This is a genomic window from Brevibacterium sp. CSND-B09, assembly GCF_052906525.1.
The window spans coordinates 3,345,841-3,359,250 of the sequence record NZ_JBREGI010000001.1 but is presented as its reverse complement, the minus strand read 5'-3'; the positions used below and the strand labels follow the sequence as shown (position 1 = coordinate 3,359,250).

Sequence of the window (13,410 nt, the reverse complement as noted above, 5' to 3'; positions counted from 1 at the left end):
CCCCGGAAAGCGGTGGATTCAGAGGTGCTCACGGCACTCGGTGCGTCCACTTCTCGGTTCCGAACTTCTCATCGACGAGTTCCTGGGCCCGCTTGAGTTCCTCCTCCGTGTAGGTGCCGTAAGTGGCCCCGTAGCGGGTGGCGAAGGTGTCCGCCATGACATCGATGATGTCTTTGCGCGCCTCACCGGTCTGACTCCGCAGCGGATCGACGCGCTTCTTCGCGCTCGCCACTCCCTTGTCGGAGATCTTCGCTTCGCCGATGCGCAGAACTTCGACCATCTTGTCCGCGTCGATGTCGTAGCTCATCGTCGCGTGGTGGAGCAGCGTGCCGTCGCGATTGCGCTTCTGTGCGGCACCGCCGATCTTGCCTCCGGTCGAGGAGATGTCGTTGATCGGCTTGTAGAATGCCTCCACGCCGAGGGTCTTCAGCGCCGCGAGCACCCACTGGTCGAGGAACACATACGACTCCTCATAGTCGAGGCCGGCGACGAGGGCAGGCGGGACGAACATCGAATAGGTGATGCAGTTGCCGCCCTCCATGAACATCGCACCTCCGCCCGAGATGCGACGCACGACCTGAACGTCGTACTTCTCCACGCCTTCGGGCCGCAGCTCGTTGACGTAGGACTGGAAGGCCCCGATGACGGAGGCCGTGTCCTCCCACTCCCAGAACCGCAGAGTCGGCTGACGACGACCTGCCGCAACTTCCTCGAGCAGGACCTGATCAAGTGCCACATTGAGCTGAGTCGGCAGCACCTCGCCGCGAATGACCTGCCAGTCGAAGTCAGTGAAGTTCGCCGCCGAACCCAACGCTCGGCGCACGACGGTGGCGATATCGGCGGTGGAGAAGCCGTGCATCGCCAGTTCCGAACCGTATCCGGCCAGAGCCTCGTCGAGACGGCCGCGCAGTGCCGCATTATCGGCGGTGACGCTGGCGCCGACGAGGGCCGGCGCCAGGTCGAAATAGGCTTCCTCGGGTTCGAGGAAGAAGTCCCCGGAGATCTTCACCTCGGTGATGGTCTGACCGTCGGTGGTGACATCGGCGACGACGAGTTTGCCGCCGATGACCTTGTATTCGCCGTGGAAGTGCTGCGTCTCGTTCGTCATGTCTCCCAACCTACTCCCCTGTCAGTGCGTTCCACATGAACCGGTAGCTCAGCGCACGGGTGAATGCGGTCTGTTCATTGTCCGAAGCGGCGGAATGTCCGCCTTCGGTGTCTTCGAAGAACCACACGTTCTCGATTCCGTGCGCCTGCATCCGGGCGCCCATCTTTCGTGCCTGCACCGGCCCCACCCGATCATCCGACGTGGCCGTCCAGAACAGCACCGGCGGATAGGCCTGACCGTCCTCGAGGAGGTGGTAGGGAGAGAACTCTCTGATGAACGCCCAGTCCTCGGCCACGTCCGGGTCTCCGTACTCGGCCTTCCACGAATAGCCGGCGCTGAGCTTCGTGTATCGGGCCATGTCCAGCAGCGGAACGCCGCAGGACACAGCACCGAAGAGCTCGGGATATTGGGTGAGCATATTGCCCACCAGCAGGCCCCCGTTGGATCCGCCGGCGCAGGCGAGCGTCTTCGGGCTCGTCACTCCGCGGGCGATGAGGTCGCGTGCCACGGCCGAGTGGTCCTCATAACAGCGCATGCGGTTCTCCCGCATCGCCGAGGTGTGCCATTCGGGTCCGTATTCGCCTCCGCCGCGGATGTTCGCGAGGACATAGACGCCTCGGCGACCTGCCGGGAGGGTGTTGCCGGTGGTGCTGCGGCTGAGCCAGCCGATGCCGACGACGGGTGAGTATCCGGGAGTGCGGCTGACTTCGAAGCCGCCGTAGCCGTCGAGCAGGGTGGGATTCTCTCCGTCGAGCGGGAGGTCGTCGGCTCCGATCTGGAAGTACGGGATCTTCGTCCCGTCGGCGCTGGTGGCGAAGTGCTGTTCGACGCTCAGCCCTTCGGCATCGAACATCGCCGGGGCTGACTTGATCACCTCGATGGTGGACTCGTTCGTTCCCGCAGCTTCGTCCGAGGGGCCCAAGGTGCCGTACGACAATGTCGAGGGCGTGAGGAAGCCGGTGCTGACCATCCAGAAGTCGTTGGCGGTGGCCGGGTCGTACTTGTCGACCGCGCCGAGGCCGACCATATGGTTGGCCGGGACTCCGGGCAGTGCGGATTCGGCGAAGCCGTTGTTCAGGTCGAGGACCGTGAGCTTCGACTGTACGTCGGCGAGCAGCTCTAGCACGAGGTAGTCCCGGGTGAAGGTGAAGGACTGCAGGGAGGTGTGGGCGTCGGGGGTGAAGATCACGCGCGGAGCGATCTCGCCTGACTTGACTGCATCGATATCGGCGATGGCGAGGCCGCCGGCGGCCACCTCGGTGGTGGCGGACGTCCACGTCGACTGGGGTCGGAAGAGCACGAGGTCGCGCTCGAAGCCGACCTCGACGTCGGTGGGGACGTCGACCCTGTTGAGCGCGTCGGCCCATGCCGTCGGTTCGACTGACAGCGAACCGTCTGCGCCCGTGATGTCGGCGAGGTCGAGGAAGCTCATCGTCGAGTTGAAGAAGTCGATGGCGTCGATGATGACGGCGCGGTCGGTGGCCTCGGTGTCGGGACGGATGTCGCTGCCGACGAAGATCGCCACGTGGTCGCGCGGCACTTCGGCGACGATCGGGGCGTCGTCGAGGCTCTGACCGCGGCGGAGCGCTCGGGCTTGGCGTGGGTAGGACGAGGTCGTCAGTGAGTCGGCGTCGGTTTCGGTGGCGACGAGCACGGTGTCGTCGTCGAGCCAGGCCAACCGCGTCTTGGCGGCGGGGATGTCGAAGCCGCCGTCGACGAAGGCGCGGTCGTCGAGGTCGAATTCGCGGACTCGGTGTGAGTCACCTCCGTCCGGGGAGAGGAGGACGAGTGCGCGGCGGTTGTCGCTGCGGCGCACCATCGCTCCTGACCAGACCCAGGCGGTGTCTTCCTCTGCGGCCAGTTCGTCGAGGTCGAGCAGCACTTCCCAGTCGGGGGTGGCCGTGCGGTAGCTGTCCCAGGAGGTGCGTCGCCACAGGCCCTTCGGGTTCGTCTTGTCCCGCCAGAAGTTATAGAAGTGGTCCCCGCGTTTGGTGACCATCGGGATGCGGTCGTCGGAGTCCAGTGCGATGCGCAGATCATCGGAGATGTCGTCGAAGAGTCCATCGTGGAATCGCTCGAGGGTCTTCGCGTTCTGGTCCTTCACCCAGGCGATCTGCTCCTCGCCGTAGATGTCTTCGAGCCAGAGGTTTTCGTCGTCGGGCAGTTCGGCGTTCACCGTCGAGGCCGTCTTTGGGGAGTCTTCTTCACGCATGACCCCATCCTAGTGACCGCCGCTGACTCAGCCGCTTGGTGCCGCTGACGAGGAACTGTTCTGACGGGGATTTCTCACCGCGGGCTGCGGAACATGACCAATCCGGGGTGCCCGTTGGGAGCCTCAGGCCCGTGGCCGAGTTCGGTGAAGCCGAGTTCCTCGTAGAGCCGTCGTGCCGGGCTGTCGATATCGTCGGTCTGCAGCCAACAGCCGAAGCGTCCGACCTCCCCGATCCACGCCTCGAGAGTGCGCCGTCCCAAACCTCGTTCGCGCCGGTTCGGATCACGGGCGAGCAGGTTGAGAGCGAAGGTCGATTCGAGTTCGGTCGAAGCCACTCCGAGGCGGCGCTGCAGTTCGAATGCCCACGGATATTTCTGTTCTTCCCATTTCCAATGGTGGCCGTAGGCGAATGAGCTCAGCCGTCCGTCGGGCTGGGTCCGCGTCAATGTCATGAGGACCTGTCCGTTGCGGACGGAGACTTCGTAGACGTCGGCGAACACCGCCGCGAACCTCGGGTCCTCGTTCAGCGGCGGTTCGGCGGCAGCGGCCCCATAGATTGCTTCGACCTCGCTGCGGGGCGGGAGGACTCCGGTGATTCCCGGCCCCGAGGGCATGCCCTGCCACAACGGACCCATTCCCGTCGGCATCCCCCACACGATTTCGACCACGGGAACGTCTGCTTGGCCGGAGGGCGCGATGTGGTCAGCGGGCGACGGCTGCCCGTTGAGGTCGTTCATGACTATCACCATAGTCCCGTGATGGTGCGGGCAGTTGAATTTTCGGTGACCACTTGTCATCGCTTCGGCAGTCTCGGTTCACAGCCTGCCTCGGTGTTCGAGGATTGCGGCGCAGAGGAGTTCTTCGGTGGGACTCATCGGGCGTTCGTCGGCATCAAAGATATCGATTCCGATGGTGGTTCCGCCGACTTCGACGGTTGCCGGCTGCGAGGTCCGGCGAACGTACCGCCATGGGATCAGCACCGAAAACGCGTGTTCGGCTTCGTCTGGTGAAGCACCGTCACGGTCGCTCGGGGGAACGGCACGAGCTCTGTCGTCCGGCGGCGCGGCACGGGTTCCGTCGCCGGGCGGCACGGCACGTGTTTCCTCGCCGAGCGGCGCGGCACGAGCTCCGTCACCGGTCGACGCCGTCGCCTCCGCTGCTTGAGCCGGCCCGCGTCCCGTTTCGGGACCATAGCCTCGTCCCGGCTCAGGACCGTGTTGTCGACCGGGAAGTTGCTGCCGTTCCCGATCGTGCTGCTGATCAGGAGGATCCTGTTGGCCGGGGCCATGCCTCGCACCGAATCCCTCGTCTTGACCAGAGGCGCGTCCGGGATCGGGGCCGCTGAGTGGTTTGGTGCGGGTCCTGTAGTGGTGGCCGGTCGGCGTGACGACTTCGAGGGCGTCGGCCGTTGCCTTGTGGCGCCAACCGCTGAGTTCTTTGAGATAGTTGCAGGCCGCGCACAGTCCAGAGGCGTTGTCCCAATCGGTTTCGCCGCCGCCGGCAGCCGCGTCGGCATGATCGGCGTGCTGGATGGGTGCCTCGCACCAGGGCGAGCGGCAGACGTCGTCGCGGAAGATGACCATGCGTCGAAGCAGCCCGGAGAATTCCCTGCGGCGCGAGTCCATCCTCACGAGCTGCCCGTCTTCGGGTCGTGTGTAGAGCCTGCGGATGAAGGTGGCGGCCTCGTTTTCGGCAACGACGGCCCTGGCGGCTTGAGCCGGGATCGGGCCGACTCCGGGGAACCACGCCGATTCTTCCCCGGGCCCGAAAAGACTGCTGTCCTGCATGATGAGGTGGACTTCGGTGGGCACTGCCGCAGCAGCAGCCTGCCCGGTCAGTCGCTCGACCAAGAGGTCGGCAGCGATCTGATTCTGACCACGGCCATCAGCGTTGCCTGCGGCGATGGCAGTCTGCGCCGACTTCTTGAGGTTGGCGAATGCGGCGACAGCCTGCGACATCGGCAGCAGAGCGGTCAGGTAAGCCATATTTCCCGGTGCCGGACGCACACTGACCGAGCGCTCTTCGATACAGCGCTCGAGGTGGTCGACCGCAGCCTGCTGATCGAGCCTCTGTGCGAGAGCCCTCACTTCGTTGCCCAGTCGTCTGACACCCACCTCGGCGAGGCGTCCGGCCATCCGCTCGTCGAGCTCGTGCTTCTTCTCCCGGGGAAGCCAGTCGCATTCCTTTGCGACCGTGCGGGCCTTCTCCTCCGAGATGTCGCCACCTTTCATCGCCCTGTAGACATTGGGCAGATCCAAGAGCAGGGTCCGAGAGAATTTGAGCAGCGCGTTGCCACGGTGCCGGGAGACCTTTCTGGCCAAGCCGATCTCCGCACCGACTCCGAGTCCCTGCTTCTTGCTCGGGACTCCGTCTTCGGCTTCCCGATTCCTGCGGTGCATATCGAACGTCAGGGTTTCGCGGGCCTGCGCGGCGGCGCAGGCGGAGGTCAGCTCCTCGAGTGCCGAGATGCGATCGATCGCTTCTTCCTCGGTCGCAGCCGGAGGCAAATCGGACAGGCTCTCACACCACCGAGCGATCTCGGTGAGCACGTCTGGAACCTGCTTTGCCTCCATGCCCAGAACACTATCGTTCGCCACTGACACGAGATTTCGCGCGACCATCTGTGCAGGTCACAGCTTCATGGAAGCAGATCCGTTGCCAATCGGTTCGAGGTGGAGCTACCCCGCTGCTTTCGCGGCTGCCTCAGCTCAGTTCTTCGCCGGTGGTCTCTCGGGCGAGGAAGCCCATGAGCAGCACGGCGACGACCACGAGCACTCCTGTGAGGACGAACGTCAGGGTCAAGCCGAGCACGGGCCACATGAACGCACCGAAGACGATCGGGGCGATTCCTGTCGCCAGTCGAGACGCTGCCGAGGCCCATCCGAATCCGGATCCGCGCAGGCGGGTGGGATAGAGCTCGGAAACGTAGGTGTAGAGCGTCGGGATGGCGATCTGGATGACGAAGCCGAACCCGATGATTGCAGCCTTCGCGGTCCAGGTGAGGTCGGCGCCGGAGGCTTCGATGAACACTGCCGATCCGACGAGGAGGATCGCGGCCACGATCGACGAGACCCCGAGCACCCATTTGCGACCGAATCGTTCGACGATGAGCGCGGAGACGATCACACCGAGGATGCCCACCGCTGTCATCGACCCGGTGACGAGGAATGCCGCCTGATCGGCCAGCCCCTGCTTCTTGAGGATCCCCGGCAGCCATGTCAGCGCCGCATAGTAGACAAGAAGGACGGAGACGAACAGCGACCAGGCGACGAGAGTCGTTCTCGCGGAATGCTGCCACAGCTGCACCAGCTGACCACTGGCCGCACGCAGCTGCCCACCTACCTTGGGCTCTGCACTCGAGGTCGGCGTCGCAGCAGTCCCTCCGACCGGCTCGTGTGTCCACTCACGCACGTCGGCGCCGGTGCGCTCGACCAGTCGCTTGATGATCGCATCGGCCTCTGCGTAGCGTCCGACCGAGGCCAGATAGAGAGGTGATTCCGGAATCCCGAAACGCACCGCCACCGTCAACAGAGCCGGCACGATCATGACGAGCATGATCAGGCGCCAGTCCCCGAAGCCGAGGAGGTAAGCCGACACGAACGCACAGAGCGAGGCGCCGATCGGCCACCAGCCGTCCATAGCCGTGAGCACGCGTCCGCGGTGACGGCTGGGAGTGAACTCCCCGACGAGGGCGTAGTCGACGGGGATACATCCGCCGAGCCCGAATCCCGCAAAGAAGCGGAAGAGGATGAACCACCCATATGCGGGCGCGAAGGCTCCGGCGACGGTGAAGATCGAGAACACAAGGAGCGTGAGAGTGAAGGCCTTCTTCCGACCGATGACGTCAGCGATGCCGCCCCAGATGAAGGCACCAAGTGCCATGCCGATGAGGTTGGCGGTCGCGATCCAGGCGGCCTGGCCGACGGTGAGACTCCAATAGTCGCTGAGCAGCGGAATGAGGAATCCGTTGAGGGCGACGTCCCATGCGTCGAACATGAAACCGAGCCCGCCGATGATGAAGATGGCACCTTGAGTGCGCCACTTCCATGGCAGGTGAGCGATGACTTCGGAGGCTGTCGGTACCGACGCCGAGGTGGTCGTGTGCACGAAGACACAGTACCCCATTTAACGCACAGCTGAGTAAAATAACTGCCGACCGGTCACCCCGTAATCAACGGCTCCGCAACAGCAGACGGACTGACACAAAGGGCCGGACTCCGCGATCATCGCGACGCCCGGCCCTCCAGAGCCCCGCCCCTCAGGCCAGCCGCACGAGCCAGTTGTTCTTGTCCTCGACGCGTCCGTACTGGATGCCGAGCAGCGTCTTGCGCAGCTCCATGGTCTTCTCACCGGCCTCTTCACCATGGTCGATGGTGAAGTCTTCGCTGACGAGCTTGCTGATCGGCGTGATGACCGCGGCGGTGCCGCAGGCGAACGCCTCGACGATCTCGCCGCTGGCCGCGCCCTCGCGCCACTCCTCGATGGAGATTTGACGCTCTTCAGCTTCGAGTCCAAGCTGAGGAGCCAGTTCGAGCAGCGAACGGCGGGTGACACCGTCGAGGATCGAATCGCTCAGCGCCGGGGTGAGCAGCTTGCCGCTCCTCGTCACGAGCATGAGGTTCATGCCGCCGAGCTCGTCGATGTACTTGTTCTCCACCGAGTCGGTGAACAGCACCTGCTGGCAGCCCTTGGCGGCCGCCTCGTTGGTCGCCACCAGCGACGATGCATAGTTGCCGCCGCACTTGGCGAATCCGGTGCCGCCCGCGCCGGCGCGCTTGAGCTTCGGCGAGAGCCAGATCGACACCGGCTTGATGCCGCCGGAGAAGTAGGGTCCGGCCGGTGAGGCGATGACGTAGTAGTCGACCTCGTGGCTCGCCCGCACGCCGAGGAACCGCTCCGTGGCGATCATGAACGGGCGCAGGTAGAGACTCGACTCATCGGCGTCCGACTCCGGCGTCGGAACCCATGCCTGATCGAGGCTGACCAGGTGCTTGAGCGAGTTGATGAAGTCCTCTTCGGGCAGCTGCGGCAGCGCGAGACGCTCGGCAGACTTGTTGATGCGCGCGGCATTGCGCTCGGGTCGGAATGTCCATACCGATCCGTCGGCATGACGGTAGGCCTTGAGCCCCTCGAAGATCTCCTGGGCATAGTGGAGGACGGCGGCTGCCGGGTCGAGCAGCAGCGGACCATACGGCCGGACCTCGTGTCCCTGCCAACCGTCATCGATCGTATAGCGGATGTGCGCCATGTGGTCGGTGAAGTACTGGCCGAAGCCGGGATCCTTCTTGATGTTCTCGCGCACCAGCTCGGGTTGCGGCTGGAGGTTCTTAAGAACGGTGAAATCTGTCATGAAAACTCTTTTCTCACTTGTGATGAGTGACACTTTCAGGGTAGTCCATCACCCCGGCGCTCGTCGCACCGGGGTGATGTCGTCAAACCTGAAATCGGGTGTCGCTCGGTTGGGTTCATCCTCGCAGAGGTGACCCCATGGTCACCCACCCGCCCCCTCCGGAGAAATGACCCCGTGGTCACCCACTCACCCCTTCGCCGAGGCGGTCGAACCGGTCAGCCGAGGCGTGCCGCGATCGCGTCGCCCACCTCAGCGGTGGACCGCTTCGTTCCGTCGCGCTCGGCGAGGTCGGCCTCCACGGCCGTCTCGATCGCCTTGGCCACTGTCTCGAGCCCCAGATGGGAGGCCATGAGCGCCCCCGAGAGGATCGAGGCGGTCGGGTCGGCGATCTGCTGCCCGGCGATGTCCGGAGCGGACCCGTGGATCGGTTCGAACAGGCTCGGCGCCGTTCCTTCGACGTTGAGGTTCCCCGAGGCTGCCAGACCGATACCGCCGGTGACCGCGGCTGCGAGGTCGGTGAGGATGTCACCGAAGAGGTTGTCGGTGACGATGACGTCGTAGCGCTCGGGATTCGTGACCATGTAGATCGTGCACGCATCGGTGTGCTCATAGTTGACGGCCACCTCGGGGAATTCCTGCCCGACCTTTTCGACCACGCGACGCCACAGGTGACCGGCGTGGACCATGACATTGTGCTTGTGCACGTAGGTGAGCTTCTTGTTCCGCGCCTGAGCGCGGGCGAAGGCATCGCGGACGGCGCGCTCGACGCCGTACCAGGTGTTGACCGAGACCTCGGTCGCGACTTCCTGTGGCGTGTCCGTGCGCACGGAACCGCCGGATCCGGTGTACGAGCCCTCGGTGCCCTCGCGGACGACGACGAAGTCGATCTTCCCGGGCTCGGCCAGCGGGCTGGTGACTCCGGCGAACAGCTTCGAGGGACGCAGGTTCACAGCATGCCCCAGCCCGAAGCGCATCTTGAGGATGACTCCGCGCTCGAGCACGCCGGAGGGCACGGACGGATCTCCGCAGGCGCCGAAGAAGATGGCATCATGTTCACGCAGCGATTCGAGCTCTTCGTCGGTGAGCGTCTCACCGGTCTCGTGATAGCGCTGAGCACCGACCTTGTAATCGGTGAGCTCGAGCTCGACGGGCTCGCCGGACACCTCGATGGCGCGCTTGAGGACTTTGAGGCCTTCGGGGACGACCTCGTTGCCGATTCCATCTCCGGGCATGACTGCGATTGAGAACTTCATGCTCACAGAATAGGACTCAATCTCACGATACAACTACAGCGTCTTACAATGTGAACCGTCGTCTGCGCCGTCGCAGAGGGGCGGAGATGCAGCGACGTCGGCGCAACAGTGGCGCGAACACTTCGGACGACGACCGCCGCACCCGCCGCTGCCCCGCGCTCCGTGTGCCGGCATGAACAAATTCACGTCTCAATCACTGTTCTCGGCTACACATCCGACGCCGCAGGGACGAAAATGGAGACAGCACCCCAAACCCCGTGGGGGCCAACCGCAACCAGCCCCGAGAGAAAGTCGATCATTGACCGAAATCATCCGCAACGCCCGCGCCGCAGCTCTGCCCGCCAAACTCTCCCGGTCCTGGCTGCTCGTCAATGCTGCGAGGGAGGAACTGTTCACTCCTGCGCAGACCTCGGAAGCGGATTCCGTCATCTTCGACCTCGAGGCTTCTGTCGCCGATGACAAGAAGATCGAAGCCCGCGACAATGTCGTGCGCGCCCTCGACTCGGGAATGTCCGCCTGGGTGCGGATCAACAAGATGGAATCCGAGTTCTGGGCCGACGACCTCGCCGCCGTCGCCATGCTTCCGGGCCTGCGCGGAGTCATGCTGCCCGAGACCGAACGCCCTGAGCAGGTGTCCTACACCGCGATGCGCGCGAAGGCCGGCCTGCCCGTGCTCGCCCTCTTGGAATCGGCCCGCGGAGTGGAGAACGCCACCCGCATCGCCGAGGCGCCCGGCACCTTCCGTCTGGCCTTCGGCACCAATGACTTCCGCAAGGACACCGGCTTCTCCGGCGATCCGATGGCTCTGGCCTATGCCCGCTCACGCCTGACGATCGCCTCTCGCATGGGCGGCCTTCCCGGACCCATCGACGGCCCTTCGGCCGCCGATGCCGATGATGAGAAGGTCTGGGCCGATGCCGAAGTCACACACATGATGGGCATGACCGGAAAGCTCGTCCTCACCGTCGACCAGGTCAACACCCTCAACGAGGCCATGAGCCCGAGCGAAGACGAACGCGATTGGGCCCGCCAGATGCTCGAAGCCGCCGAAGGCGGATCCGAGATCACCGACGGCTCCTACCTGCCGCGCCTGGCCCGCGCCAAGAAGATCGCGTCCATGGCCGACGCCTACGGTCTCTGGAACGCTTGAGCCGACAGCCGCCTTGGCTGCTGTGGGCAACACTGCCCGCCGTCCTGCTCGTCATCGCCTTCGGACTGTGGCTGCATCTCGAGCGCATCGGGCCCACCCCGGTCGATCAGTCCTGGTTGGAGTTCGTCGGCCTCGATAGAGGCTCGGTGCCGTATTGGATCGCCGTCGTCCTCGCCGAGGTCGGCGGCGGCACGGGTGTGGTCATCTGCACCGCGTTGCTCACAGGCGTCTTCGTGCTGCGCAGACGCCTGCGCTCGGCGCTCTTCCTCGTCACCACGATGCTCGCCGGCATCGCCGCCTCGGAGATCCTCAAGGCCATCGTCACCCGACTGCGCCCCGGCGACCAGCTCTACGAATCCTTGGGGTTCTCCTATCCCTCGGGGCATTCGATGGGCGCCGCCGCATTGGCCATGAGTCTGGCCATCATCGCCTGCCGCCGTCATCAGCTGCGCGGATCGGCAGCCCAGGCAGCACAAGCACAAGCACCGAGGATGGGCTTCCATTGGTCGTTCATCCTCGCCGGAATCTGGATCCTCGGCATGATGTGGTCGCGGACAGCGCTCCAGGTCCATTGGCTCACCGACACGATCGCCGGCGCCTTCATCGGCATCGCCGTCGCCGTTCTCGTCGACGAATTCTGGACCCTGACAGCGCAGAAGACCCGTTCACCCCGCTTCGCTCTGTGGCTTGCGGGGTGAACGGGTCTTCTGCTGAGGGGCTCAGTCCTCCTGGAGCGAGACGCCGGTGAAGGCCGAGGCGTTCACGGCACCGGCCACGGCCTTGACGACCTCGTCCGAGACGACCGAATCCACGGCGAGCACGGACAGCGCCTCGTTGCTCGTCGATGCAGGCGAGACCTGCATTCCCGCGATGTTGACGTTGTTCGCACCGAGCGCCAGACCCAGCTGACCGATGATTCCCGGACGGTCCTCGTAGCGGAAGATCAGCAGGTTGTCGGTCAGTTCGATCTCGAGCGAGTAGCCGTCGACCTCGGTGAGCTTCTGCACGAGCTTCGGACCGGTGACCGTGCCGGACACGGAGATGCGCTGCCCGGTGCTCGTCGTCGCGGTCAGTCGGGTGATGTTGCGGAACGATTCGCAGTACGGATCGGTGACGAGCTCGACGCCGATTCCGCGCTCTTCGGCCAGCAGCGGAGCGTTGACATAGGAGACCTGATCGGACACGACGTCCTTGAACAGGCCCTTGAGCGCGGAGAGCTTGAGGACGGAGACGTCCTTGTCGGCGATCTCGCCGTTGACCTCGACCTTGAAGTGCGTGACCGAGGAGTCCGCCAGAGCGTTGACGACCCGGCCCAGACGCTCGGCCAGGGGAATGCCCGGGCGCACATCCTCGTGGATGGCGCCGCCTGCGACGTTGACCGCGTCGGGGACGAGTTCCCCGGCCAGGGCCTTGCGCACGGACTTCGCCACGGCGACGCCGGCCTTCTCCTGGGCCTCATGAGTCGAGGCGCCCAGATGCGGGGTGACGTTGACGGCATCGAGATCCATGAGTGCCGAGTGCTCCGGCGGTTCGACGTTCCAGACGTCGATTCCGGCACCGCCGACCTCGCCGTTGGCCACAGCCTCGGCCAGGGCTGCCTCGTCGATGATGCCGCCGCGGGCGACGTTGATGAACCGGGCTCCGGGCTTGGCGGCCTTGAGCTCCTCGGTGCTGATCATGCCGACCGTCTCCGGCGTCTTCGGCATGTGCACGGTGACGAAGTCGGACACGGCGAGCAGACCGGGCAGGTCGAGGACCTCGACGCCCATCTGAGCCGCGCGGGCCTGGGTGATGTAGGGGTCGTAGCCGACGAGTCGCATGCCGAAGGCCTTCGCGCGTTCGGCGACGAGTCCGCCGATGCGGCCGAGGCCGACGATGCCCAGGGTCTTCTCGTAGAGTTCGACGCCGGTGTACTTCTTCCGGTTCCACTCCCCCGCCTTCAGCGAGGTGTTTCCGGCACCGAAGTAGCGAGCCGAGCCGAGGATGTGGGCCATCGTCAGCTCGGCTGCGGAGATGATGTTCGACGTGGGTGCGTTGACGACCATGACACCCGCCGAGGTGGCCGCGGGGACATCGACATTGTCGAGTCCGACGCCGGCGCGGGCGATGACCTTGAGGTTCTTCGCAGCGTTGATGGCTTCGGCGTCGACCTGCGTGGCAGACCGGACGAGGATCGCATCGGCGTCGGCGATGGCAGGCAGGAGCTGGGATCGGTCGGCGCCCTCGGTGTGACGGATCTCGAAGTCTCCTCCGAGAGCTTCGATGGTGGCCGGTGACAGTTCTTCGGCGATGAGCACGACGGGCTTGGGCACTGATTTCCTCCTGTTGCGTCCGGGA

The 13,410-nt window shown here is 64.9% G+C and carries 10 protein-coding genes; 2 read left to right on the top strand and 8 right to left on the bottom strand.

Features of this window, described 5'->3' with window-relative positions; all coding sequences use genetic code 11:
* Positions 1 to 28 precede the first annotated feature (28 nt).
* The 7 genes from ACU4IU_RS15010 to ACU4IU_RS14980 form a co-directional block, all read right to left on the bottom strand.
* Positions 29 to 1,108, bottom strand: a complete 1,080-nt coding sequence (locus ACU4IU_RS15010) for a lipoate--protein ligase family protein (protein WP_446657181.1) — start codon at positions 1,106 to 1,108, stop codon at positions 29 to 31.
* A 10-nt stretch (positions 1,109 to 1,118) separates the two neighbouring features.
* Positions 1,119 to 3,320 carry a prolyl oligopeptidase family serine peptidase gene (locus ACU4IU_RS15005; RefSeq protein WP_446657180.1) on the bottom strand — a complete coding sequence of 734 codons (2,202 nt, stop codon included), beginning with the start codon at positions 3,318 to 3,320 and terminating at the stop codon, positions 1,119 to 1,121.
* Between the two features lie 74 nt (positions 3,321 to 3,394).
* Entirely contained in the window at positions 3,395 to 4,057 is a 663-nt protein-coding gene (locus ACU4IU_RS15000; protein ID WP_446657179.1) for a GNAT family N-acetyltransferase, read from the bottom strand.
* Between the two features lie 78 nt (positions 4,058 to 4,135).
* A complete protein-coding gene (locus tag ACU4IU_RS14995) occupies positions 4,136 to 5,893 on the bottom strand; it encodes a DUF222 domain-containing protein (protein WP_446657178.1) in 1,758 nt (585 codons plus the stop codon).
* Between the two features lie 130 nt (positions 5,894 to 6,023).
* Positions 6,024 to 7,445 (bottom strand): MFS transporter, encoded by a 1,422-nt coding sequence (locus ACU4IU_RS14990; protein ID WP_446657177.1) that lies wholly within the window; start codon positions 7,443 to 7,445, stop codon positions 6,024 to 6,026.
* Between the two features lie 133 nt (positions 7,446 to 7,578).
* The gene (locus tag ACU4IU_RS14985; RefSeq protein ID WP_139468859.1) at positions 7,579 to 8,670 is read right to left on the bottom strand and encodes a branched-chain amino acid aminotransferase; all 1,092 of its coding nucleotides are present in this window, start codon (positions 8,668 to 8,670) and stop codon (positions 7,579 to 7,581) included.
* Positions 8,671 to 8,885: 215 nt separating this feature from the next.
* Positions 8,886 to 9,923: a 3-isopropylmalate dehydrogenase gene (locus ACU4IU_RS14980; RefSeq protein ID WP_139468860.1), complete on the bottom strand. Its 1,038-nt coding sequence runs from the start codon at positions 9,921 to 9,923 to the stop codon at positions 8,886 to 8,888.
* A gap of 298 nt (positions 9,924 to 10,221) precedes the next feature.
* Between ACU4IU_RS14980 and ACU4IU_RS14975 the strand changes: the two genes are divergently transcribed.
* Positions 10,222 to 11,073 (top strand): HpcH/HpaI aldolase/citrate lyase family protein, encoded by an 852-nt coding sequence (locus ACU4IU_RS14975; protein WP_139468861.1) that lies wholly within the window; start codon positions 10,222 to 10,224, stop codon positions 11,071 to 11,073.
* Positions 11,070 to 11,771, top strand: a complete 702-nt coding sequence (locus ACU4IU_RS14970) for a phosphatase PAP2 family protein (protein ID WP_446657176.1) — start codon at positions 11,070 to 11,072, stop codon at positions 11,769 to 11,771. The genes ACU4IU_RS14975 and ACU4IU_RS14970 overlap by 4 nt, the downstream gene beginning before the upstream one ends.
* Positions 11,772 to 11,792: 21 nt before the next feature.
* Here ACU4IU_RS14970 and serA read toward each other — a convergent pair whose 3' ends face one another.
* On the bottom strand, positions 11,793 to 13,385 hold the full coding sequence (gene serA, locus ACU4IU_RS14965) for a phosphoglycerate dehydrogenase (RefSeq protein WP_262775202.1): 1,593 nt from the start codon (positions 13,383 to 13,385) through the stop codon (positions 11,793 to 11,795).
* Positions 13,386 to 13,410: the final 25 nt, after the last annotated feature.

Coding starts and splice junctions, on each gene's coding strand:
- ACU4IU_RS15010 (WP_446657181.1), bottom strand. CDS start 1,108: ATGACGAACGAGACGCAGCACTTCCACGGCGAATACAAGGTCATCGGC.
- ACU4IU_RS15005 (WP_446657180.1), bottom strand. CDS start 3,320: ATGCGTGAAGAAGACTCCCCAAAGACGGCCTCGACGGTGAACGCCGAA.
- ACU4IU_RS15000 (WP_446657179.1), bottom strand. CDS start 4,057: ATGAACGACCTCAACGGGCAGCCGTCGCCCGCTGACCACATCGCGCCC.
- ACU4IU_RS14995 (WP_446657178.1), bottom strand. CDS start 5,893: ATGGAGGCAAAGCAGGTTCCAGACGTGCTCACCGAGATCGCTCGGTGG.
- ACU4IU_RS14990 (WP_446657177.1), bottom strand. CDS start 7,445: ATGGGGTACTGTGTCTTCGTGCACACGACCACCTCGGCGTCGGTACCG.
- ACU4IU_RS14985 (WP_139468859.1), bottom strand. CDS start 8,670: ATGACAGATTTCACCGTTCTTAAGAACCTCCAGCCGCAACCCGAGCTG.
- ACU4IU_RS14980 (WP_139468860.1), bottom strand. CDS start 9,923: ATGAAGTTCTCAATCGCAGTCATGCCCGGAGATGGAATCGGCAACGAG.